This window comes from Pseudomonas sp. VD-NE ins (assembly GCF_031882575.1).
GTDB lineage: Bacteria > Pseudomonadota > Gammaproteobacteria > Pseudomonadales > Pseudomonadaceae > Aquipseudomonas > Aquipseudomonas fluorescens_BZ.
The window spans coordinates 652981-676401 of sequence record NZ_CP134772.1 but is presented as its reverse complement, the minus strand read 5'-3'; the positions used below and the strand labels follow the sequence as shown (position 1 = coordinate 676401).

Sequence of the window (23421 nt, the reverse complement as noted above, 5' to 3'; positions counted from 1 at the left end):
GAGCAAAAGCAAGAGCCACTGCGCTCTCGCTTCTGCTTTTACTTGTAGCTTGAAGCTTGCAACTCGAAGCTGCTGTCAAACCATTCCGCCCAGCTTCAACTCACTCTTCAGATACGCGTAATAAATCGGCCCCGCCACCACCCCCGGCAGGCCGAACGCGGCCTCGAACACCAGCATCGCCAGCAGCAACTCCCATGACTTGGCACTGATCTGCCCGCCGACAATCCGCGCGTTGAGGAAGTACTCGAGCTTGTGGATAAAAATCAGATAACCCAGCGCCGCCAATGCCACCCAGATCGACAGTGACAGGCCGACGATGGTGATCAGCGTGTTCGACATCAGATTGCCGATCACCGGCAACAGGCCGAGCAGGAAGGTCAGCACGATCAGGGTTTTGGTTAGCGGCAGCTTGATGCCGAACATCGGCAGGATCACCGCGAGGAAGATCCCGGTGAAGAAAGTGTTGAGCAGGGAAATCTTGATCTGCGCGAAGACGATGTTGCGGAACGCCTGCACCAACAGGTGCAAACGGTCGAACAGCGCGGCGGCCAGCGGTTTGCGTTTGGTGACGTCGGGGATGCGCTGCAAGGCGATGATCGCGCCGAGGACCATGCCGATCAGCAATGTCACGAACATGTGCGCGGCGTCCTTGCCGACCAGTTGCAGGTCCGACAGGTGCTTGCTCATCCACTCGCCAATCGCCACGCGAAACTCCGCAGCACTGGCCGGCAGATAGGCGTCGATGAACGGCGGCAATTGCCCGCGCGCGCGGTCGACCACGCCCATGAACTTGTCGAGGGAAGCGCCGGGGTTTTCCGCTTCATGCAGCAGAAAACTGATCGCGCCGGCGAAGATCAGCGCCAGCACACTCACCACCAGTGTGCCGAGCAAAGCCACCGCCAGCCAGCGCGCACGGCGGCCTTCGATCAGCCGTTGCAGTTGCGGGGTGAGCATGTTGACCAGTTCATAGACCAACAATCCGGCCAACAGACTGGGCAGCAAGCGCAGCGGCAGCACCAGCAGCAAACCGCCGAAAATGATGATGCAACTGACCCAGAACACTACATGACGCTCAGAAAACGTTGGCATACAGCCTCAAAACGAACGGCGTAAAAGGATTGGCAGTCTGCCAGCGTTCTGGGGGGAGCACTAGAAATATGCGGTGCTTCAGGTCCCCTCACCCTAGCCCTCTCCCAAAGGGAGAGGGAACCGATCGAGGAATGGCGAAGAAATCCGGCGACTTGCCAGTCCTGTATTGAATCCAGAATCGGCCAGATAGTTCAGGTCGATGGATATCTGAAAACAACACGGTCAGTCCCCTCTTCCCTCCGGGAGAGGGAACCGATTGGGGGATGCTCTGGATACCCGGTGACCTGAAATAGCGCCATGGAATCCATAATCGACCGGTTTTTTTTCAGGTCGACGAGTTTCTTGAGACACCGCGGTCAGTCCCCTCTCCCTCCGGGAGAGGGAACCGATTGGGGGATGCTCTGGATATCCAGTGACCTGAGACAGCGCCATGGAATCCATAATCGACCGGATTTCTCAGGTCGACGAGTTTCTTGAGACACCGCGGTCAGTCCCCTATCCCTCCGGGAGAGGGTTAGGGTGAGGGCAAATCTCAAGCGGACGCGTCGACCAGGTACCCCACCGAATCAAGTTATTTTTTCTTCAGGCAATCACTCATGAACGTCTTGCGCGCATCGCCGGTCAGGGCTTTGGTTTTCGCGTCGGCGTTGCAGGTTTTCATTTTTTCCTGCTGCGGGGTCAGGGCCTTGGCATCGTTGGCCGCCGGCGCTGCCTTGAGGCAGGTGCTCATGAAGGTTTTGCGCTCATCGCCTTTCAGACTCTTGGCGGTCGCATCGGCATTGCAGGTGGTCATCTTGTTCTGTTGCGCCGTAGCGGCGAAACCCTGGGAACACAGGAGCAAACCAATCATCAACAACGGCACACGCAACATCTTCATGGAGTTTTCTCCTTGTCGCCGCACCGATGGGGGCGGCATCTGCTGGAGTGTAGCCAAATCTTGTTACACCTTCCTGCCTTCCAGGTGGCTACGGCGATACTGCTCCGGCGTACACCAGGCCTGCCGCGCGAACATGGCGATAAATGCCGAGCCGCTGCTGTAACCGAGATCGAAGGCGATTTCCTGCACGCTGCGCGATGTTTCCAGCGCCTCGATCGCGGCGAGATAGCGCAGACGCTGGCGCCACTCGCCGAAACTCATTCCCAATTCCCGAACGAATTGCCGGGCCAGCGTGCGTTCGCTGACATGCACTTGCATTGCCCAATGCGCCAGCGGCTGATTGTTGCCCGGCTCGGCCTGCAAGGTTTCGAGAATCGCCAGCAAACCCGGGCTGCTCGCGTAGGGCAGATAACACTCATGCACCAGGGCCTGTTGCAGTTGATCGACCAACACTTGCGCCAGACGCTGGTCGGCATCGAGTTCGGGAATCTTCACGTCGCGGGCGGCGAAGTCTTTGAGAATCGCCTTGAGAATATCGCTGATCGCCAGGGTGCAGGCGCGTTTCGGCAGTTCGGCGCAGACCTTGGGGTCGAGGCATACCGCGCGATAGTTGACCGGTTGATGGCTGTAGAAACTGTGCTCGACCTGCGGCGGCACCCACACCGCGTATTGCGGCGGCGACATGAAGCGGCTGCCATCGACGTCCATGTGCAGCACGCCGTGCGCCGCGTATTCCAGCGTGCCCCACGGATGGCGATGCGGCGCAGCGTATTCATGGGCGTTGAAGTCGGCGTAGCGGAAGTACACCGCCGATGGCAGTTCGCTGAAATCCAGCAGATCGATGTGTTTGCTGTTCATGCTGTCCGGTTTCAGAGGCAGGTTGTCCGGTTCGCAGTATAGGCTTGCATCCAGACAAGGGATAATTGCCCTTCATCAACGTACTGGTTTCAACTCATGCAATACGCGTTTCCGCTGCTGGCGATTTTTATCTGGGCCGGCAATACCGTGATCAACAAACTGGCGGTCGGGGCAATTTTTCCCGCCGAGATCGGTTTCTATCGCTGGCTGCTCGCCGGTTTGCTGTTCACCCCATTCATGCTCAAAGCGGTGATCGCGCACTGGCCGCAGATCCGCCCGAACCTGGGCAAGATTTTCATCCTCGGCGTACTCGGCATGGCGGTGTATCAGAGCCTCGCCTATTTCGCTGCGACTCTGACCACGGCGACCAACATGGGCATCATCCTGTCGCTGATGCCGTTGATGTCGCTGGCCATGGCGATCATCAGCCTTGGGCAGCGCCTGACCGCCGGCGCGTTGGTCGGTGCCGTGTTGTCGTTTGCCGGTGTGCTGGTCGTGGTCTCGTCCGGCAGCCTCGGCGCGTTGCTGCAACACGGGGTGAACATGGGTGATGCGATGATGTTGATCGCCACTCTGGCCTATGCGATCTACAGCACTTTGCTGAAAAAATGGCAACTGCGCCTGCCGCCGCTGGTGTTGCTGTATTTGCAGGTGCTGGTGGCGATTGTCGTGTTGTTTCCGCTGTATGCCGCTTCGCCGAAGACCGGGCTGACCCTGCAGAATATTCCACTGGTGCTGTATGCGTGTCTGCTGGCGTCGATGCTCGCGCCGCTGGCGTGGATGCAGGCGGTGCAGCGTCTGGGGCCCAGCCGCACGACGTTGTTCTTCAACTTGCTGCCGTTGATTACCGCGCTGATTGCGGCGGTGGTGTTGAAGGAGCAACTGGCGATGTATCACCTGGTGGGTGGATTGCTGACGTTGGGCGGGGTGATTCTTTCCGAGCGCTGGACCACCGTGTTGGGCCGCAAATTAAGCGTCGCCTGATAGGCCCTCTTCGCGAGCAAGCTCGCTCCCACAGGTGTCCGCATTCCTTCTGTTGGAATGCATTCGAATGTGGGAGCGAGCCTGCTCGCGAAGAACGATGACGCGGTCTCAGGGCTAAACCCCGGCAGCCTTTAGCCGCGCCGCATGCTCGACAAACAGCCGCACCGGATCCGCGCCCTTACCCACCAGCCCCAGTGACTGATTGACGATGTCGAAGTGATCCAGCGGATAGTCATCGCCAATCACCGTGCCCAGATGCGAGCTGTAGCGCCCGACCATGCCGTCGCAATGCCCAGGCTCACGCACAAAGGTTTTCGCAAACAAGCGACAGCTGCGATTGGTTCCATCGAACAGATTGCCGCCACGATCGGTCTTGCCCGGCTGCAACGTCCCCGACCATGAGTAATAACGTACGCCGTTAACCTCTTCCGGCCCGTGCCCGCCCCAGGTGTCAGGCAAGCCCTGTGGATAACGCTGGTTGAACAGCGCCACGCCCTCCGTCGTCAGCGATTGATGCGAGGCGTGGATATCCACCGGCAGTTTCGGCCCGTGGTAACCGGTCTCCAAAACAGCCATCAACCACCCGACCAACCGCAGCAACACCTCAAGCAGCCGCCCCTTGGCGCTGTCGGCCGGATAATTTTTTTCCAGATAATCGGCCAGCTCGGAGCCATGATTGGGCCCGGCCACCGACGTGACGGATGCCACCAGATCCGGCCGTTTCGCCGCCGCATAGCGCGCCGTCAGCGAACCCTGACTGTGGCCGAACAGGTTGACCTTTTGCGCCCCGGTCTCTCGCAAGATCTCATCGATGCGCGCCAACAACTGCTCGCCGCGCACCTCAGTCGAGTTGAGCGGCGACACCTGCACCGCAATCACCGTCGCACCACCACGGCGCAGTGCCTTGATGATGCCGTACCAGTACGGATAGAGCACCAGCCGGATAAACCCGAGCATGCCGGGCACCAGCACCAATGGATAACGCGTCGACATGGGCAAACATCCTTGTGTTCGATGAGTGGATGCAGGCGTGCAAAACGCCCGCCAAGCATCCTCCGTGATGATGACAACTCATCGACCAGCCTACTTCAGGCCCACCACCCCCGCCACAATCAGACCGACCGAAACCAGTTTGACCAGGGTCAGGCTCTCGCCGAGCAGGGCAAAACCGAGGAACACCGTGCCCAGTGAGCCAATCGCCGTCCAGATCGGGTAGGCGATGCTCACGGGCAGTTCACGCATCGCCAAGGTCAGGAAGTAGATCCCGCCGACCGCCGCAGTCACCGTGATCAGCGAGGGCCAGAGTCGGGTGAAACCTTCGGCGTACTTCATGCCCATGGCGAAGGTCACCTCAAACCCGGCGGCGATCAGCAGGAACAGCCAGGCCATTTAGAACACCCGCGCGAGGTCGAGTAAACGCTGCTCGGCCTCGGCCAGCGACACCGCAAAGGTGCGTTCAGCGGACTCTTCGCCCTCGGCCGCAAACACGGTGACGTCGTTGATGCCGATGAACCCCAGTGCCGTGCGCAGCCATGGATCGGCGTGATTCAACGCTTCCAGTTCGCCTCCCGGGCCGAAGCCGAAACCGCCGCGACTGGTGACAATCAGCGCCTTCTTGCCCTGCAACAGCGGCGTGTACTGGGCGACGCCGTTGTCCAGCGTATGATCGAAGGTCAGGCCCAGGCGCACGATCTGATCGACCCAGGCCTTGAGGCCGCTGGGCACGCTGAAGTTGTACATCGGCGTGGAAATCAGCAGCAGGTCGTGCTCGAACAGCTCGCCGACCAGTTGATCGCTCAGGGCCAGATCCGCCTGCATCGACAGTGGGCGTGCTTCGGGCTGTGGATAAAAAGCGGCGGCGACAAAGGCTTCGTTGACCGGCGGAATCAGCACTCGCCCGACCTCGCGGCGAGTGACGTGCGCCTGCGGATGACGCACCTGCCAGGCACTGAGAAAATGTTCCGCCAGACGCCGTGAGTGGGAACGGTCGCCACGTGGGCTGGCATGTATCGCAAGAATTTTGCTCATCTGAAACTCCTTGAGGCTAGACTTTGATGGCTGTGTCACTGCAGATTGCAGGCAGCACACCGTTGCCTCAAATGAGCAAAAATCAGTCGGGATGAATTCATTTCACCCATGGAGCTTTCAATGTTCGCCTCACTGCCGCTGACCGCTCTGCGCGCTTTCGAATCGGCATCACGGCTGCTCAGTTTCAAGGCTGCCGCCGAAGAACTGTCGGTCACGCCCACGGCGATTTCGCACCAGATTCGTTCGCTGGAAGACTGGCTCGGCGTCGCATTGTTCGAACGCCTGCCACGCCAGGTGCGTCTGACCGAGGGCGGCGAGCGCCTGTTTCGCAGCCTGCATGGCGCGCTGCTGGAAGTGGCGCAAAGCGTCGACACCCTGCGCCCGCAGCGCAACGCCAGCACGCTGACGCTCTCGACCACCGCCGCATTCGCAGCACTGTGGCTGGTGCCGCGCCTCGGGCGTTTTTATGCGCAACACCCGAACATCAACGTGCGCCTCGATACTCACTGTGAAGTCATCGATCTGCATCAGGACGCCAGTGTCGATCTGGTTTTGCGCTACAGCCTCGACGATTACCCGAATCTGTATGGTCTGTGCCTTTTCGATGAATCGTTCGGTGTTTACGGCTCGCCCGAGCAAGTGGCGCTGGCCGCGCGGCGCACTCCGACGTTGATCAGCGTGCGTTGGCACAACTCCAAGCTCTACGCCCATGGCTGGGAAGCGTGGTGCGCCAAGGCTGGCGAAAACTGGTTGAACCCGCAGCCGGCCATCCGCGAATACGATGAAGAGCATTACGCCCTGCAAGCGGCGATCGCCGGGCAAGGGCTGGTGCTGGCGAGCAATATTCTGGTCTCGGAAAGTGTCGCCAGCGGTTTGCTGGTGCCGTTCATGGGCCAGGTTCAAGTCGATGGCGCCGGCTACAGCGCGTTGTGCGTGCCGGGGCGCGAGAGGCATCCGCCGGTGCGGGCGTTTTTTGCCTGGTTGCGCGAGGAAGCAGTTTTGTCCGGGCTGGCGCCAAGATCGCAGCCTTCGGCAGCTCCTGCAGGGGTTGCGTAAACCGATAAAACTTTTTGCGACGCTCATGACTCACAGCTTAGGTAGCGACCGCGTCCGCAGAACGTGGCGCCCATCGGATTAGCCTCCAGGAGATCGAAATGAGCGACGACCTGCATCTGTCAGATGTTCAAACCTTGCGCGATCGTGCGCGCCAACACGTCGAAAACGGCGCCGTCACCGAAGGCTACAGCGCCGACCGTGAAGAGGTGCTGCGCTTGCTCAATGAATCGCTGGCCACCGAACTGGTCTGCGTGTTGCGTTACAAGCGCCACTACTTCATGGCCAATGGTGTTAAAGCCCATGTGGCCGCCGAAGAGTTTCTCGAGCACGCCACCCAGGAAGCCCAGCACGCCGACCGCCTCGCCGAGCGCATTGTGCAATTGGGCGGTGAGCCTGAGTTCAACCCCGACCTGCTGTCGAAAATGTCCCACGCGCAATACGTGGCCGGCAACACCCTCAAAGAGATGGTCTACGAAGACCTCGTTGCCGAGCGGATCGCCATCGACAGCTATCGCGAGATCATCCAGTATATCGGCGAGAAAGACCCGACTACCCGGCGTATCTTCGAAGATATTCTGGCGCAGGAAGAAGAGCATGCCGATGACATGGCTGACATCCTGAACGACCTGTAACCCTTTTAACCCGCCTTCGCGAGCAAGCTCGCTCCCACACTCGACCGCATTCCTTCTGGTGGATGCGGTCGATGTGGGAGCGAGCTTGCTCGCGAAGAGGCCCTTATGGACACCGACTATTTAGTAGGTTTTACGGTGACAGGCGCCTTGCCCGCCTTCATCTGCTCCAGCAACGGCGCACACTGATTCGGCTCACCGCCACTCGGCGCCACCAGCGCCAACAGCCCCGCCGCCGGCGCCGCGATCACGCCCAACGCCACCATCCCCGCTCCACGCAACATCAGCGGCACAGCCTTCACGCCGGCATCCGGTTTGATGAACTTGCCACGCACATACAGCGGCGAGCGCAAGGAAATCAAACGCCAGCCCTTGGATTCCGGCGTCACGGTCAGGTCAAGCTGCTCGGTGGCCATGTTCGCCGTGCCGTCGATGTAGATGATCGCGTTCTCGGTATCGAAGACAAACAGCTGTGTGGTGGCCAGACCGCTCTTGATGTCGAAGTCCGCCGCCGCGCAGTTGATCTTCACTTCCTTGTCGCCAAAGATCTTGCCGACCACGTAGTTACCGACGTTGAGCCCGGCCAGTTCCATCAGCTCACGGCTGATCGCACCGTCGTTGATCAACATCTTCAATTTGCCGTTGGCACCGCCCAGCAGCTTGGCCACCGAGTTGCCGCGCCCAGTGATATCGGCGTCGCCATTGAGCTCACCGAAACTGGTCTTCATCGGTTCAAAGGTCGGGAACAGCTCTTTGAGTTTGAAGCGGCGTGCGGTCAGTTTCGCCCGGCCTTCCAGCGGCTCGGTGCGACCGTTGAGGCGAATCTGTGCATCGAGATTGCCGCCAGCGACGCCGAAGCGCAGTGGCTCCAGGCTCAGTTCGCCGTCGTTGAGTTTCAGGTGGGTATAGAGGTCGTTGAACGGCAGCTTCTCGCTATGGACGATGCGCTTGCCGGTGAACTCGACGTCGGCGTCCATTGCACGCCAGCGATCAGTCTTGAACTCTTCGACCGGCAGCACTTTATCCGCTGGCTGTTTGCTTTCGCCGCCGCGGGCCTTTTGCTTGTCGTTAGAGTCGGCGCCGATCAGCGGTGCGAGGTCAGCGAACAACAGTTGATTGGAGAGCAATGCGCCGCTGAGTTTCGGCCGTGGCTGGCTGGCCACGTAGGTCAGGTCGCCATGAATATCACTGCTGCCGATCTTGCCGTTGAACTGCTCGTAGGTGAATTTCGCGCCCGCCTCGTCATGCAATTTGGCGATCAAGTGACCGTCAGTGGAATACGGCGGGGTGTCCGGCAGGGTCACGCCGGTCAGTGGATAAAGGTTGCCGAGGCTGGCACCGGCCAGTTTCAGACGCAGATCGAGGGCGCCGAGGTTGAGCGGATCCGTCAGCGTACCGGCCAGTTCGATGCTGGTATCGCCGATCTTCGCCTGCGCCTGCAACGGGAATGGCTTGCGCGCATCCTGCAAAGCGAGCAGCCCGCCGATCTTGCCTTGGCCGGTGAGGTTCTGGCCGTGGTATTGGCCTTTGACCTTCAACGCAAACGCGTAATCCTGCGGCGCACCGCCCTTGTCCTGGGCGGTTTTCGCCGCTTTGGCACCAACAATGTCGCTGTAGGGAATCGGTTTGCCCAGCGGATCAATCAGCACATCAAGGTTGGTTTTGAGCGTCTGATCATCGAGGGTGACGTGGCCCTTGTCGAAACCGATGGCGCCGATGTCGACCACCCAATTCGACGGCTCGGCGTTCGGATCTTTCGGATCGAACTTGAACGTCCAGTTGGCGCGGCCATCGGCCAGACGCTGCAACTCGGCATTGGGTTCGGTCAGGTCGATGCGCGGAATCACCACCCGTTGCGCCAGCAATGCCAGCGGCGAGATACGCAGCTCAACGCGTTTGAGCGTGACCATCTGCGGTTTCTTCGACCAGTCCGGGTTGCCCAGGCTCAAATCCTCGGCCACCACGTGCGGCCACGGCACCCACGCACGCCAGCCGCCCTCGTCCGGCTCGCGCTGCCAGATCACCGCGAGGTTGCCGTTAATAGCAAACGGTCGGTGCAGTTCTTCCGAGACTTTGGCGTTGATCGGCGGTTTGATCCGGTTCCAGTCGAAGAACACGATGATCAAAACCAGCACGGCCAGTAGCAGCACGAGGATGGCGAAGGTCCAGCTGAAGATTTTTCCAGTGCGCGTCATGCACAAAGCTCCTGATCACGACCGCACGCAAAGACTGCAGCGTACGGCTGAAACGGCGGGCCAAAGCGGCCCTCATGAAATCTACGACTGGCAAACCAGCCGCAGGTTTAATCGAAAGGTCGATTAAGGCGCAAAAAGCCGCGCGAAATCTGACCAATCAGTCGAACAGTGTTACCGCGACCCGCACTTTTGCGAGGCGCGAGTGAGTCGGAAATACCCACCCCGGTGCATAACCGTCGTCCGCAAAGCCGCGATCTAGAGCCTCCCGGCAGAACAATCAATTCTGTTGATTATTACCATTGCGTTTATGAACTTTTATATCGACTTATCGAGAGTAGCATTGCCCTCGTACCCACTTTATCGCCCTCCCAAGGAGCAACCCATCATGAAACGCCAATTACTGCTCAGCCTTACCCTGTCGATGCTAGCCAGCACTGCTTTTGCCCTGCCGGCTGCCGATCAAGCTACTCCGCAAGTGAAATCCAGCCACTCGGTGTTCAGCCAAACCGTAGCCGCTGATGGTGGCGACCGCACTCCACAAGGTCAGACCCTGGCTGAAGGCGGCCGTGAACGTCTGGAAGAGAAAGGCCTGGTTCAGGACGGCTACGACAAGACCCCACAAGGTCAGACCCTGGCGTCCGACGGCAGCGATCGCACTCCACAAGGCCAGACCCTGGCTTCCGATGGCAGCGACCGCACTCCACAAGGCCAGACCCTTGCTTCCGACGGTGGTGACCGCACTCCACAAGGTCAAACCCTTGCCGAAGGTGGTGGTGACCGTGTGATCGAACGCAATAGCGCCTTGAGCTAAGCCCATGGCGGCCTGGAAAAAAAGCCCAATCACCGGATTGGGCTTTTGACTTTTCCGGCCCGATAAAATCTTCCGCTCCACGCCCTCCCCGTTCGACGCCGACAAAGCCGATTTGCTAGAGTGCGGCGCTTGTCCTGCCAAAGAACACACTCTGCGATGCTGCCCCGCGCCGAACAGAAACAACAGACCCGCAACGCCTTGATGGACGCTGCCCGCCACCTCATGGAAAGCGGCCGAGGATTCGGCAGCCTGAGCCTGCGCGAAGTAACAAAAACCGCCGGCATCGTGCCCACCGGTTTCTACCGGCATTTTGCCGATATGGATGAGCTGGGCCTGGTGCTGGTCAGTGAAGTCGGCCAGACCTTCCGCGAAACCATCCGCTTGGTACGGCACAACGAATTCGTCATGGGCGGCATCATCGATGCCTCGGTGCGGATCTTTCTCGACGTAGTCAGCGCCAATCGCTCGCAATTCCTGTTTCTCGCGCGTGAGCAATACGGCGGCTCGCTGCCTGTGCGTCAGGCAATCGGCCGATTGCGCGAGAACATCAGTTCGGACCTGGCTTCTGATCTGACGATGATGCCCAAGCTGCAGCATCTGGACGCCGAGGGCCTGAGCGTGATGGCAGATCTGATCGTCAAGTCGGTCTTTGCCACCCTCCCCGACATCATCGACCCACCCGCTGAAGCGCTGCCGGAGCATCTGACGCCGCAGGCGAAGATCACCCAGCAACTGCGTTTTATCTTTATTGGCCTCAAGCACTGGCAAGGCTTGGGCAGTACCGAGTAACTCCCTTTTATGACTGACACACAAGATTCCCTGTGGGAGCGAGCTTGCTCGCGAAGGCGTCGTGTCAGTCAACATCTATATCTCTGACCCTCTGCATTCGCGAGCAAGTCGAATCGTCGCACCGTCGCTCCCACATTTGGTTCGGCGCATCAGCCTCCATTTGGTGCATTAAAAAATCTTCACGCACCAAAACATTCCATATTCCCGCAACATCTTGAAACATCCACTACGCTCCGACAGGGATTTCCTACATCTCGTCCGATTGGCAAGCCCCTTGCTCTAACCCAATCATTGTCCATAGCTGGAAGTTTTCCGATGCTGGTGATTCACCGCAGAATTGACCCTCAACCCGTCTGGACCGCCGAGTTGCACCTGACCTTCGAAGCGCGGAGCAAAAGCCGTTTGCGCTGTTTCAGTGCCGAGGGCGAAGACGTCGGGTTGTTTTTGGAGCGCGGTCAGTCGCCGCTGTATGACGGCGAATGCCTACAAGCTGAAGACGGCCGCATCGTCCGCGTCTGCGCCCGTCCCGAGCAATTACTGCACGTCACCTGCGCCAATGCCTTCGAACTGACCCGCGCTGCTTATCACCTGGGTAACCGTCACGTTGCCTTGCAGGTTGGCGATGGCTGGCTGCGTTTGCTTGACGATTACGTGCTCAAAGCCATGCTCGAACAACTCGGCGCGCAGGTCGAAGCCATCGAAGCGCCGTTCCAGCCGGAACACGGTGCCTATGGCGGCGGCCATCACCATTCACGCCACGGCGACGAAGACTTCAACTACGCGCCGAAACTCCATCAGTTCGGCGTACGCCTGTGAATCCGGCCTGGGCGCTGCTGCGCCTGGCCAGTCCGCAACTGCCGATTGGCGGCTACAGCTATTCGCAAGGTCTGGAAATGGCGGTGGATAACGGCCGCGTGAACAACCCGGACAGTGCTCGACGCTGGATCAGCGATCAGTTGCTGCTCAATCTGTCGCGCTTCGAAGCGCCGCTGTTGCTTGCGCATTGCCAGGCAGCCGCCGATGAACAATGGACCGAGTTGCGCAGCCTCTGCGAAAGCCATCGCACCAGTCGCGAGACGCGCGAGTTGCATCTGGAGAGCCGGCAGATGGGCTATTCGTTGCAGCAGTTGCTCAACGGCTTGCCGGAACTCGACGCGCCGGCACGCGACTTTCTCGCTCAATGCCCTGAACCGCATCTGGCCCTGTGCTGGGCGCTGGCCGCGCGCGCCTGGGGCATCAGCCCGCAAGACGCCCTCGCCGCGTGGTTATGGAGCTGGCTGGAAAACCAGCTCGCCGTCCTGATGAAAACCCTGCCGCTGGGCCAGCAAGCCGCGCAACGCCTGACCAGCGAACTGCTGCCGTTGTTGCAACAGGCGCAGCAGGACGCCAGCCGAATCAACCCCGAACACAGGGGCAGCGCCGCGTTCGGTCTGTCCCTGGCGTGCATGGCCCATGAGCGCCAGTACAGCCGCCTCTTCCGTTCTTAGGAGAAACACTCGATGAACACACAACCTCTGCGCGTCGGCATCGGCGGCCCGGTCGGTTCCGGCAAAACCGCGTTGACCCTGGCCCTGTGCCTGGCCCTGCGCGAGCGCTACAACCTCGCCGTGGTCACCAACGACATCTACACCCGCGAAGACGCCGATTTTCTCGTGCGCAACGAAGCCCTCGCACCTGAGCGGATCATCGGCGTGGAAACCGGTGGCTGTCCGCACACGGCGATCCGCGAAGACGCCTCGATCAACCTTGAAGCGGTGGATCAACTGAACCGGCGTTTTCCGGGACTGGATCTGATTCTGGTGGAATCCGGCGGCGACAACCTGTCGGCGACCTTCAGCCCGGAACTGTCCGACCTGACCATCTACGTGATCGACGTCTCAGCGGGCGACAAATTGCCGCGCAAGGGCGGCCCGGGGATCTGCAAATCCGATCTGCTGGTGATCAACAAGATCGACCTGGCGCCGCTGGTGGGCGCCTCGCTGGAGATGATGGACAGCGACACCAAACGCATGCGCAACGGCAAGCCGTTCGTCTTCAGCAACCAGAAAACCGGTCAGGGCCTTGAGCAAATCATCGCCTTCATCGAACGCCAGGGCCTGCTGACTGCAGCCTGATTCACTGATCAACAAGGAAGCTTATCCATGACACTTAAACGTATTCTTGGCGCCGTGGCGCTGCTGCTGACCCCGGCGCTGGCTTTCGCACACCCGGGGCATGGTGACAGTGGTTTGATCGCCGGCATCAGCCACCCGATCGGTGGTCTCGACCATTTGTTGGCGATGATTGCCGTTGGGTTGTGGGCGGCGCAGCAGCAAGGCGCTGCGCGTTGGGCGCTGCCGTGCACATTTGTCGGCACCATGTTGATAGGCGGCATGCTCGGGTTTGAAGGGCTGGAACTGCCGGCGCTGGAAAGCGGGATTGCGGCGTCGGTGCTGGCGCTGGGTCTGGCGGTAGCGCTGGCGGTGCGTCCGCCGTTGGTCATGGCGGTGTTGGCGACGGCGGTGTTTGCGTTGTTCCACGGTGTGGCGCATGGGCTGGAATTGCCGGACATGAGCAGTCCTTGGGCGTATGCGGCAGGTTTCGTCGCCGCGACGGCCGCACTGCATGCCGCTGGTTATGCGGTGGTGCGTTTCCTGCCTCGGGCGGCTGCACCGTTGGTGCGCCTTGCAGGTGCTGCCTCAGCAATCACAGGCGCCTGGCTGCTGGCAGGCTAATCTCTATCGCCTGAGCCGGCCTCATCGCTGGCAAGCCAGCTCCCACAAGGATATTTGGTGTTCACACAATTGTGGACTTACCCAATAACCTGTGGGAGCTGGCTTGCCAGCGATGACGGCCGATCAGACACCAAACCTCTAAAGCCCGCCGCTCTGCTACCATGTCGCGCAATCGCCCCAGCCCGTGACGACGTCCGCCCATGCCCCACGCTTCCCGCTCCACCTCCCTGCCCGAATTGACCGCCCTCTTCGGCGCTGTGCAGCAGCACTTCGTCAATGTGATCGTGCCCCTCTGGCAAGGCCCGGGCTGGAACGCCGACATGGCGCTGCCCTACGAGGCGCTGGATGCCACGCACCAACCGCTGCCACCGCAACGCTATCGAGCGATGGCCTGTGCACGGCAGCTGTACCTGTTTTCCAGTCTGATCGGGGTTGTGGATAACGCTGAAGTCCGCGCCGCGGCGCTGTTCCGCTCGCTGCAGCGGTACTTTCATGATGCCGAGCATGGCGGCTGGTTCTACAGCATCGATGCGCAGGGCAAGCCGCTGGATCAGCGCAAGGATCTCTACACCCACGCCTTTATCCTGTTTGCCTGCGCGCATTACTGGGAGAAGTCCCGCGATTCGCTGGTCGAGTCGACGTTGAATGCGGCGCTGGAAATCATTGGCCGACGCTTTGCCACCGGCGATGGCTTGTACGAAGCCTGCCTGGAGCGCGATTGGATCACCCTGCAAACCGGTCCACTGCAGAACCCGTTGATGCACTTGGCCGAAGCGTTTCTGGCCACCCTGGCGGTTCGCGAAGATGCCCCGACGCAGCAGGCATTGCTGGAGTTATGCACAGCCATGCACAAGCAGTTCGTCGATCCGCAATATGGCGTGCTGATGGAGAAACCGCTCGGGGCTGTGGATAACTGGTACGAGCCGGGGCATCAGTTCGAATGGTATTTCCTGCTCGAATCGTCGGCGTTGTTGCGTAGTTCGAAACTGCATGCGGCGCTGGATCGGGCGTTTGCCTTTACCGAGCAATACGGTGTGGTGCAGTCATCCGGTGCGGTACGGGCGATGCTTGATCTGGAAACGGATGGACGCCCGCGAGACTCGACCCAGCGGATCTGGGCGCAGGCGGAATATCTGCGCGCGCTGACGTTGCGTCAGGGCAGTGAAGCGGTGGTGCTGCGCCAGTTGCAGGCGTTGCAGCAGCGATTTCTGCATGCCGGTGGCTGGCATGAGTGCCGGGATGAATTGGGAGAGGTGAGTCGCAAGGACATGCCTTCGACTACGCCGTATCACTTGGCGACTTGCTACCACGGTCTGGCTGAATATCTTCGCTGATTTATAGATCGCTTTCGCGAGCAAGCTCGCTCCCACAGGTGATTGTGCGGCTCACAATTAGTGTGTTCAGCGCAATTCAATGTGGGAGCGAGCCTGCTCCGGGCGGCGATCCGACGAATGGCCGTTACGCGGTCTTCAGGCGATCCACTTCTTGTCCCCGGTAAAGCTGATGGTCAACCAGCGCGCCGCATCCGGCTTGCCCAGTTTCGCGGAAATCTCTTCGCGTAACGCATCCAGCTGCCCGACATTGCTCAGCGCATAATTCGCCGGCAACACCACATGAATCTCGATAAACCGTGCCCGGCCGTGCTTCTGCACGTACGACACGTAATCGTCGAAACCGTGTTCGGTTTTCGCCGCGTCCATCACCTGGCGCACCTGATCATCCAGTGTGTCAGGCGCGATCCCCAGCACATCGCGTAAGGCCGGGCCAAGGATCTTGAATGCCGGCGGCAACATGGTCAGGGCCAGCACGATCAGGATCAACGGGTCGACATACACCGCCCACTGGCCATAGCCCTGAGACTTGAGCAGCAGCGCCGCGAGGAAGCTTATCAACAGGCCCACGGAAAGCATGGCGTCCACCAGCCAACTGATGTTGTCGAACTGGATCAGACTGGATTTGAGCTTGCGATTACGCTGCCGCACGTAGAAGAAGTAGGCGAATTCGACAACGGTAAATACCGCCGCATAAATGATCACCAGCCCCAACTCGATCTCACGGCCACCGTTGATGATGCCGAACACGCCGTTGAGAAACGCGTAGATCGCGATCAACATCAGGAAGCTGCCTTCGATCAGCAGCACCATCGGCTCCAGGTGCCAGAAACCGAACTGGAAACGGTGGTTGCTTTCCTTGGCGATCAGCTTGGCAGTGATCAGCATCAGGACTTTGATGAAGGTTGCGATCAGCGAGAAAAAACCATCGAACAGGATGGATTGCGAACCTGAAACAAAACCGGTGACGATCCCGGCAATCGCCACCGCCAACATCAGAATGGTCGATTGTTTGAGCAGTGCCTGCTCACCTCGGTTACTCACTTTGACTCCTCGAAAAACCTTGAAAACCGCGGGGTGCGGTTGGGTTGTTGCGAGGGGAGTTTACCTTATCGGGATTTATTGCCTGTGCTGGCCTCATCGCTGGCAAGCCAGCTCCCACAAGTACCGAGTCGCTCACAAGATTCGTGTGCACCGATAACCCTGTGGGAGCTGGCTTGCCAGCGATTGGCCGTGACGCGGTGTCAGGCCTTGTTACGCTCGATGGCAAAACCAGCCCAGGTCTGGCTCACCGGCATCAGTTCCAGGCTGTTGATGTTGATGTGCGCCGGCGCATTCATCACCCAGAAAATCGTCTCGGCAATGTCCTGTGGCTGGATCGGCTCGGCACCGGCGTAGGTCGCGTTGTAACGCTCCTGGTCACCGGCAAAACGCACCAGCGAGAACTCGCTCTCGCACAGCCCCGGCTCAATGTTGCTGACCCGCACGCCGGTGCCTTGCAAGTCGCAACGCAGGTTCAGCGAGAACTGTTTAACGAACGCCTTGGTCGCGCCATACACATGGCTGCCCGGGTACGGATAGTTGCCGGCAATGGAGCCAAGGTTGACGATGCCGGCGCCACGACCATGGGCGATCAGGCGTGGCAGCAGCAGGCGGGTGGCGTACATCAGGCCTTTGACGTTGGTGTCGACCATGGTGTCCCAATCGTCCAGATCGCATTTCGGCGCCGGGTCCACGCCCAGTGCCAGACCGGCGTTGTTGATCAGGCCACGCAGCTTGGCGAACGACGGCGGCAGATTGGCAATCGCCGCTTCCATCGCCTTGCGATCGCGCACATCGAGCACCAGGCCATGCACTTCGGTCTGCTTCGACAGTTCGGCGCAAAGCGCATTGAGGCGTTCTTCACGACGGCCGGTCAGCACCAGTTTCCAGCCAGCCTCGGCAAAACGGCGGGCACAGGCTTCACCAAATCCGGACGTCGCGCCGGTGATAAACAGGGTGTTGGACATCGTGTTCTCCTTGCTTCGGCCACCGGGGCAGCCCTTGGAATAGAAAATCAGCAGGCAGCATGCCCGGCCCTGCACGCACGGGCAACACCCACAAGCGGTACAAAAAACAACCAACTCCGCCAACGCCATAGCCACCGTGGCCTGTAGCCATGTGCGCGCATGTTATCCACAGTCCCTTCCACAGTTTCCGGGGGCAAGTGCAAACGCGCAAAGCCGCGCCACACAAGGCTTTGCGGGTGAAATAGAAAGTTTTTTGCTTGACCCTGAAGCGGCGGATGTGCCGGAGATGGCATTTTGCACGACTGACGCGTCAACGCAGTGATTGCGCGAGGCCAGTAATTACGGCCCTCAGCGCAGTCTTTCCAGAGTTTAATCACAGACTTATCCACAGGCTTGTTCACCCGGAATCACTGCTATCCGCGACGCTATAAAATGGTTGACAACAAAGACTTCAAGCCCCGCAAAAACGCCTGATCAAAAAACAACCACACACTTGCAGGCCACGGTTTACATGGCGCGCAGCCAGATACACCCACGTTATTCACAGCCAGCTCCACAGTAAACGGGGACAAGTCAAATCTGTGGAAAAACAGCCATTTGCAGCGTCTATATGTCGCGCTTTCACAGCTTGGGGAATTTGTTTTCCACAATTCCACGCAACACTTGAAATCACTGATCAATTCCCTGTAGGAGCTGCCGAAGGCTGCGATCTTTTGATCTTTAAAGACAACATCAAAAGATCGCAGCCTTCGGCAGCTCCTACACAGGCGTGCGGTATGTTTGAGGAATGAAAAAGCCCCGGGACTTGCGTCGCCGGGGCTGTGCATAACGTCGAGGAATCAGTGCCCGCCCAGATAAGCGTTACGCACCTCCTCATTCACCAGCAACTCTTTACCCGTGCCCGTCAGGCGAATCTCGCCGTTGACCATCACATACGCCCGGTCCGACAGCTTCAGCGCATGGTTGGCGTTCTGCTCGACGAGGAAAATGGTCATCCCGGTTTTCGCCAATTCGCGCAGGGTCGCGAAGATCTGCTTCACCACAATCGGCGCCAACCCGAGGCTAGGCTCATCGAGCAGCAACAGCTTCGGCCGACTCATCAACGCACGGGCAATGGCGAGCATTTGCTGCTCACCGCCGGACATGGTCATCGCCCGTTGCGTGCGCCGCTCTTCCAGCCGAGGGAACAACGTGAACATGCGCTGCATGTCCTCTTTGGCGTACTTGTCGCCAATCGGAATGGTGCCCATCAGCAGGTTTTCCTCGACGGTCATGTCGGGGAACACCCGCCGCCCTTCCGGCGACTGCGCAATGCCGTTGGAAGCGATGTAGTGCGAGGACTTGTGGGTGATGTCGACGCCTTGATAGAGAATCTGCCCGCCCGCCGCCCGTGGCTGGCCAAAGATCGACATCAGCAACGTCGATTTGCCCGCACCGTTGGAGCCGATCAGGCTGACGGTTTCACCTTCGTTGATCTGCAGCGAAACACCTTTGAGCGCCTGGATCGGTCCGTAGAACACGTCGAGGTCTTTGAGTTCGAGGATCGGTTGCGTCATACCAGCTCCTCTTCGTCGGCGCCCAGGTAGGCGGCAATCACTTTCGGATCGTTGCGAATGGCTTCAGGCCCGCCTTCGGCGATGACGATGCCGTGGTCCAGCACCACGATGTGGTCGGAAATACTCATAACCATGCCCATGTCGTGTTCGATCAGCACCACGGTCAGATCGTGCTCGTCGCGCAGCAGCCGGATCATCGCGCTCAGCGCTTCGGTTTCCTGAGGGTTGAGGCCGGCGGCCGGTTCGTCGAGGCAGATGATCTGCGGACGCGTGCACATGGCCCGGGCGATCTCCAGACGGCGCTGTTGGCCGTAGGACAGTTCACCGGCGAGCCGGTTGGCGCAGTCGACCAGATCGACCACTTCGAGCCAGTAGAACGCGACGTCCAGCGCGTCGCTCTCCGCCTTGCGGTAGCCCTTGGTGTTGAGGATGCCGGCGAGCATGTTGCGGTTGACCCACATGTGCTGCGCCACCAACAGGTTTTCCAGCACCGACATTTCCTTGAACAAACGAATGTTCTGGAAGGTTCGCGCCAGGCCTGCACGGTTCACCAAATGCGTACCGCCGAACATTTTGTAGTACAGGCGGCTGAGGAAAGATTTCGGCGAGACGAAGTCAGTCGGTTTGAACGACTCGCCCAGCAACTGGATGACATTAGTCTGCTGGCCGCGCACGTTGAGTTCGATCTTGCCACCCGAGGCCTTGTAGAACCCGGTCAGGCAGTTGAACACCGTGGTCTTGCCAGCGCCGTTGGGGCCGATCAAGGCGAAGATCGAGTTGCGTTTGACCTTCAGGCTGACATCACTCAAGGCCTTGATGCCACCGAAATGCATCATCAGTTTTTCAACAGAGAGTACGACTTCACTCATGGCGCAGTCCTCTCATAGTGAATGGCACCTTTGCGTGGAGTGACCCCGGTACGGCTGATGCGGATCAGCCCGCGTGGTCGCCAGATCATCATCAACACCATCAGGATGCCGAACAGCAGCACGCGATATTCGGCGAAGCCGCGCAGCAGTTCAGGAGCGACAGTCAGCACGAATGCGGCGATCACCACGCCGATGGTCGAGCCCATGCCGCCGAGCACGACGATGGCGAGGATCAGTGCCGATTCGAAGAAGGTGAACGAGGTCGGGTTGACGAAGCCTTGATAGGTCGCGAAGAACACCCCGGCGAGACCTGCCGTCGATGCACCAATGGTGAACGCCGAGAGTTTGACCAGCACGTGGTTGAGGCCCATCGAGCGGCAAGCGATCTCATCTTCACGCAGAGCTTCCCACGCACGACCGACCGGCATTTTCACCAGACGATGCTTGATGTACAGCACAGCCAGCACCACGAGGAACAGCACCGCGTAGATAAAGTAGTACTTCACGTCCGGGTTGTAGGCGATGCCGAAGAACTCGTGGAACGGCACCCCGCCATCCTTCGCCCGTTTGCCGAACTCCAGACCGAAGAACGTCGGCAGCGGTGCCGGCATACCGTTCGGGCCGCCCGTCAGCGACAACCAGTTGTTGAGGATCAGGCGAATGATTTCACCGAAGCCCAGGGTCACGATCGCCAGGTAGTCGCCATGCAGGCGCAGCACCGGGAAACCGAGGATGCAACCGGCCAGACCTGCGGTGATTGCCGCCAGCGGCAGCACCGTCCAGAAACCCAGACCCAGATACTGGTAACCGAGCGCCAGACCGTAGGCACCGATGGCGTAGAACGCCACGTAACCGAGGTCGAGCAGACCGGCCAGACCGACCACGATGTTCAGCCCCAGTCCCAGTAGCACGTAGATCAACCCGAGGATGACCACGCCCAGCAGATAGGAGTTGGAGACAAACGGCACGATGACGGCCAGCACAATCAGCAGCGGGATGATCCAGCGCAGGCGTGATTTGTGATCGGCCGGCAGCACATGCACACCGGAACCGGTGCTCTCGAATCCGTCGAGAATTTTCAGGCCCTTGGGCGTTTGCAGGAACAGGCTGAGGGCAAAGCGGCCGATCATGACAATGCCGATGATCCAGGCCACGCGGGTCGGTTCGAGGTTGAAGCTGTAACCCTCGAGTACAACGCCGACAATCGGCCCGAAAACGATCAGGGCAATCAGACCGGCCAGAATCGCCTCAACCAGGCTTTTTTTGATATCAATGCTTTTTTGAGTGGTTGAAGACATCGCTTACACCTTCGACACAAGAGGACGGCCCAACAGGCCCTGCGGCCGGAAGACCAGAACAAGTACGAGCAGCGAGAAGCTGAACACGTCTTTGTAGTCGGAGTTGACCAGACCGGAGAACAGCGACTCGGAGATGCCGAGAATGATCCCGCCCAGCATCGCGCCCGGCAGCGAACCGATCCCGCCGAGTACCGCGGCAGTGAACGCTTTAATGCCGATGACGAAGCCTGCGTAGAAGTCGAACGTGCCGTAGTTCATGGTGATCAGTACGCCGGCCAACGCCGCCATGGCTGCACCGATGATGAACACGTAAGAGATAACACGGTCGGTGTTGATCCCCAGGATCGAAGCCATCTTGCGGTCTTGCTGAGTGGCGCGGCACATGCGGCCGAGCTTGGTGTACTTGATCACGTAGGTCAGCAGCCCCATGCCGACGAATGCGGCCACCAGGATGAAGATCTTGGTGTAGGTGAGCTGGACGAAGCCGGTACCGATGTCGACGCGCCAGGCGCCGGTGAGCAGTGTCGGAACACCCTGTTGGCGGGCGCCCTGGCTGATCTGGGCATAGTTTTGCAGGATCAGGGAAATCCCGATGGCGCTGATCAGCGGTGCCAGTCGGGTGGAGTTGCGCAGGGGTTTGTAAGCGACTCGCTCAATGACCCAGCCATACACCGCCGTGACGACGATGGTGAAGATCAGTGTGCCGAGCATCAGCAGCGGGAAGGATTCGATACCGAAGTACGCCAGCAGAGCCAGACTGATTGCCGCCAGGTAAGCAGAAATCATGTAAACCTCGCCGTGGGCGAAGTTGATCATGCCGATGATGCCGTAGACCATTGTGTAGCCGATGGCGATCAGGCCATAGACCGACCCGAGGGTCAGGCCGTTGACCAGTTGCTGCAGGAAAATACCATCCATAACGCAATCTCACGCAGTGAGAACCTGCACACCTGTGATGTGCGGCTCTTCTAGGAAAAATACAGATTTACGTCGGAGCAATGTCAGAGCGCGATTGACCCGATCACCCCAAACCCTGTGGGAGCTGGCTTGCCAGCGATAGCGGTACATCAGTCAACCTGTGTGTCGACTGACTTGACGCCATCGCGGGCAAGCCCGCTCCCACAGTGACTGGTGGGGATCAGCTGATCGCGTCAGCCCTTACTTCTGTTTTTCCAGCTGGTGATATTTGCCAGTCGCGTCCCACTGGTACACCACGTAGTCGGAGACTTTCAGGTCGCCTTTCTTGTCCCAGGCTTTCTCGCCCATGACGGTTTTCACCGGATTGGCTTTCAGCCACTCGGCGGCTTTCTCGCCACTGTTGGACTTGGCGCCATTGAAGGCTGCGGCCAGGGTCTGAACCGAAGCGTAGGCGTACAGGGTGTAGCCTTCTGGTTCGGTGCCGGCCTTGCGGAATGCATCGACGACGGTTTTACTTTCCGGCAGCAGACGCGGGTCGGCGCCGAAGGTCATCAGCACGCCGTCGACGTATTGCGGGCCGCCAGCGGTGGTCACCAGTTCGTCGGTGACGATGCCGTCGTCAGACATGAACTTCACGTCTTTCAGGCCTTCGGTACGCAGTTGTTTGACCAGTGGACCGGCTTCCGGGTGCAGACCGCCGAAGTAGACGACATCGGCGCCAGCCGCGCGGATCTTGGTGACCACGGCGCTGAAGTCTTTCTCGCCACGGGTCAGGCCTTCGTACAGCACTGGCTTCACGCCACGCTTTTCAAGCTGAGCCTTGGTGGCATCCGCCAGGCCTTGGCCGTAGGTGTCCTTGTCGTGCAGCACGGCAACCTTTTTGCCCTTGAGCACGTCGACAATGTAGTCGCCGGCGACGATGCCTTGCTGGTCGTCACGCCCGCACATACGGAACATGGCGCTGAGGCCGCGCTCGGTTACTTGCGGGTTGGTGGAACCCGGAGTGATCGCGATCACACCGGCTTCGTCGTAGATTTCCGAGGCTGGAATGGTCGAAGAAGAGCAGAAGTGACCGACCACGCCAGCGACTTTCTGGTTGACCAGGTCCTTGGCGACCGTCACGGCCTGCTTCGGTTCGCAGGCGTCATCGCCCTTGACCAGTACGATTTTCTCCCCGTTGACGCCGCCTGCCGCGTTGACGGCATCAGCCGCTGCCTGTGCACCCTTCATGTACTGCTCGCCAAATGCCGCGTTGGCGCCAGTCATTGGACCCGCTACACCGATTTTCACATCAGCTTGAGCAAACGCAGAAACACCCAACGCAGTAGCCACTGCGAGGGCCAGAAAGCCTTTCTTGTAAAACGTCTGGGACATGAGGTGGTGCTCCAAGGTTTTTTTTAGTTGGCACTG

At 59.6% G+C, this 23421-nt stretch carries 24 protein-coding genes; 10 read left to right on the top strand and 14 right to left on the bottom strand.

Annotated elements, in window-relative coordinates; translation table 11 throughout:
* Positions 1 to 75: 75 nt before the first annotated feature.
* The 3 genes from RMV17_RS02825 to RMV17_RS02815 all read right to left on the bottom strand — a co-directional run bounded on the left by RMV17_RS02825 (position 76) and on the right by RMV17_RS02815 (position 2824).
* Positions 76 to 1089: an AI-2E family transporter gene (locus RMV17_RS02825; protein WP_016984798.1), complete on the bottom strand. Its 1014-nt coding sequence runs from the start codon at positions 1087 to 1089 to the stop codon at positions 76 to 78.
* 571 nt (positions 1090 to 1660) lie between these two features.
* Positions 1661 to 1966, bottom strand: coding sequence for a PsiF family protein (locus tag RMV17_RS02820; protein WP_007950613.1), 306 nt, complete (start codon positions 1964 to 1966; stop codon positions 1661 to 1663).
* Between the two features lie 63 nt (positions 1967 to 2029).
* On the bottom strand, positions 2030 to 2824 hold the full coding sequence (locus RMV17_RS02815) for a helix-turn-helix transcriptional regulator (RefSeq protein ID WP_311885428.1): 795 nt from the start codon (positions 2822 to 2824) through the stop codon (positions 2030 to 2032).
* Positions 2825 to 2920: 96 nt separating this feature from the next.
* Between RMV17_RS02815 and RMV17_RS02810 the strand changes: the two genes are divergently transcribed.
* Entirely contained in the window at positions 2921 to 3808 is an 888-nt protein-coding gene (locus RMV17_RS02810) for a DMT family transporter (RefSeq protein ID WP_034151603.1), read from the top strand.
* Positions 3809 to 3922: 114 nt separating this feature from the next.
* On the opposite strand, the gene RMV17_RS02805 is transcribed toward RMV17_RS02810, so the two are convergent.
* The 3 genes from RMV17_RS02805 to RMV17_RS02795 all read right to left on the bottom strand — a co-directional run bounded on the left by RMV17_RS02805 (position 3923) and on the right by RMV17_RS02795 (position 5836).
* Positions 3923 to 4801 (bottom strand): triacylglycerol lipase, encoded by an 879-nt coding sequence (locus RMV17_RS02805; protein WP_311885425.1) that lies wholly within the window; start codon positions 4799 to 4801, stop codon positions 3923 to 3925.
* Positions 4802 to 4891: 90 nt separating this feature from the next.
* On the bottom strand, positions 4892 to 5197 hold the full coding sequence (locus RMV17_RS02800; RefSeq protein ID WP_311885423.1) for a multidrug efflux SMR transporter: 306 nt from the start codon (positions 5195 to 5197) through the stop codon (positions 4892 to 4894).
* Positions 5198 to 5836, bottom strand: a complete 639-nt coding sequence (locus tag RMV17_RS02795) for an NAD(P)H-dependent oxidoreductase (protein WP_311885421.1) — start codon at positions 5834 to 5836, stop codon at positions 5198 to 5200.
* A gap of 108 nt (positions 5837 to 5944) precedes the next feature.
* Here RMV17_RS02795 and RMV17_RS02790 point away from each other — a divergent pair, with 108 nt between their 5' ends.
* Positions 5945 to 6892, top strand: coding sequence for a LysR substrate-binding domain-containing protein (locus tag RMV17_RS02790; RefSeq protein WP_196251114.1), 948 nt, complete (start codon positions 5945 to 5947; stop codon positions 6890 to 6892).
* 98 nt (positions 6893 to 6990) lie between these two features.
* Positions 6991 to 7524: a bacterioferritin gene (locus tag RMV17_RS02785; RefSeq protein WP_034151608.1), complete on the top strand. Its 534-nt coding sequence runs from the start codon at positions 6991 to 6993 to the stop codon at positions 7522 to 7524.
* A gap of 116 nt (positions 7525 to 7640) precedes the next feature.
* Here the strand turns inward: RMV17_RS02785 and RMV17_RS02780 are convergent, their stop codons facing one another.
* On the bottom strand, positions 7641 to 9716 hold the full coding sequence (locus tag RMV17_RS02780) for an AsmA family protein (RefSeq protein ID WP_311885417.1): 2076 nt from the start codon (positions 9714 to 9716) through the stop codon (positions 7641 to 7643).
* A gap of 385 nt (positions 9717 to 10101) precedes the next feature.
* Here RMV17_RS02780 and RMV17_RS02775 point away from each other — a divergent pair, with 385 nt between their 5' ends.
* From RMV17_RS02775 to RMV17_RS02745, 7 genes are all read left to right on the top strand, one after another.
* Positions 10102 to 10527, top strand: a complete 426-nt coding sequence (locus RMV17_RS02775; RefSeq protein WP_311885415.1) for a hypothetical protein — start codon at positions 10102 to 10104, stop codon at positions 10525 to 10527.
* 156 nt (positions 10528 to 10683) lie between these two features.
* Entirely contained in the window at positions 10684 to 11316 is a 633-nt protein-coding gene (locus RMV17_RS02770) for a TetR family transcriptional regulator (protein WP_008086186.1), read from the top strand.
* Between the two features lie 315 nt (positions 11317 to 11631).
* Positions 11632 to 12132, top strand: coding sequence for an urease accessory protein UreE (gene ureE, locus RMV17_RS02765; RefSeq protein ID WP_311885410.1), 501 nt, complete (start codon positions 11632 to 11634; stop codon positions 12130 to 12132).
* On the top strand, positions 12129 to 12803 hold the full coding sequence (locus RMV17_RS02760; protein WP_311885408.1) for an urease accessory protein UreF: 675 nt from the start codon (positions 12129 to 12131) through the stop codon (positions 12801 to 12803). The genes ureE and RMV17_RS02760 overlap by 4 nt, the downstream gene beginning before the upstream one ends.
* Positions 12804 to 12815: 12 nt before the next feature.
* Positions 12816 to 13430: an urease accessory protein UreG gene (gene ureG / locus RMV17_RS02755; protein ID WP_007915910.1), complete on the top strand. Its 615-nt coding sequence runs from the start codon at positions 12816 to 12818 to the stop codon at positions 13428 to 13430.
* Positions 13431 to 13457: 27 nt separating this feature from the next.
* On the top strand, positions 13458 to 14030 hold the full coding sequence (locus RMV17_RS02750) for a HupE/UreJ family protein (RefSeq protein ID WP_311885405.1): 573 nt from the start codon (positions 13458 to 13460) through the stop codon (positions 14028 to 14030).
* Positions 14031 to 14230: 200 nt separating this feature from the next.
* Positions 14231 to 15364 (top strand): AGE family epimerase/isomerase, encoded by a 1134-nt coding sequence (locus RMV17_RS02745; protein WP_311885403.1) that lies wholly within the window; start codon positions 14231 to 14233, stop codon positions 15362 to 15364.
* Positions 15365 to 15499: 135 nt separating this feature from the next.
* Here RMV17_RS02745 and RMV17_RS02740 read toward each other — a convergent pair whose 3' ends face one another.
* From RMV17_RS02740 to RMV17_RS02710, 7 genes are all read right to left on the bottom strand, one after another.
* Positions 15500 to 16405, bottom strand: a complete 906-nt coding sequence (locus RMV17_RS02740) for a cation diffusion facilitator family transporter (RefSeq protein ID WP_034151614.1) — start codon at positions 16403 to 16405, stop codon at positions 15500 to 15502.
* A 200-nt stretch (positions 16406 to 16605) separates the two neighbouring features.
* Positions 16606 to 17370: an SDR family oxidoreductase gene (locus tag RMV17_RS02735; protein ID WP_093430198.1), complete on the bottom strand. Its 765-nt coding sequence runs from the start codon at positions 17368 to 17370 to the stop codon at positions 16606 to 16608.
* A gap of 839 nt (positions 17371 to 18209) precedes the next feature.
* The gene (locus RMV17_RS02730) at positions 18210 to 18926 is read right to left on the bottom strand and encodes an ABC transporter ATP-binding protein (RefSeq protein ID WP_077570681.1); all 717 of its coding nucleotides are present in this window, start codon (positions 18924 to 18926) and stop codon (positions 18210 to 18212) included.
* A complete protein-coding gene (locus tag RMV17_RS02725; protein ID WP_034151617.1) occupies positions 18923 to 19795 on the bottom strand; it encodes an ABC transporter ATP-binding protein in 873 nt (290 codons plus the stop codon). Before RMV17_RS02725 ends, RMV17_RS02730 begins: the two co-directional genes overlap by 4 nt.
* Positions 19792 to 21093 (bottom strand): high-affinity branched-chain amino acid ABC transporter permease LivM, encoded by a 1302-nt coding sequence (livM, locus tag RMV17_RS02720; RefSeq protein ID WP_034151618.1) that lies wholly within the window; start codon positions 21091 to 21093, stop codon positions 19792 to 19794. The genes RMV17_RS02725 and livM overlap by 4 nt, the downstream gene beginning before the upstream one ends.
* Before the next feature lie 3 nt (positions 21094 to 21096).
* A complete protein-coding gene (locus RMV17_RS02715) occupies positions 21097 to 22011 on the bottom strand; it encodes an ABC transporter permease subunit (protein ID WP_008078282.1) in 915 nt (304 codons plus the stop codon).
* A 240-nt stretch (positions 22012 to 22251) separates the two neighbouring features.
* Positions 22252 to 23385, bottom strand: coding sequence for an ABC transporter substrate-binding protein (locus RMV17_RS02710; RefSeq protein ID WP_064117213.1), 1134 nt, complete (start codon positions 23383 to 23385; stop codon positions 22252 to 22254).
* Between the last annotated feature and the right edge of the window lie 36 nt (positions 23386 to 23421).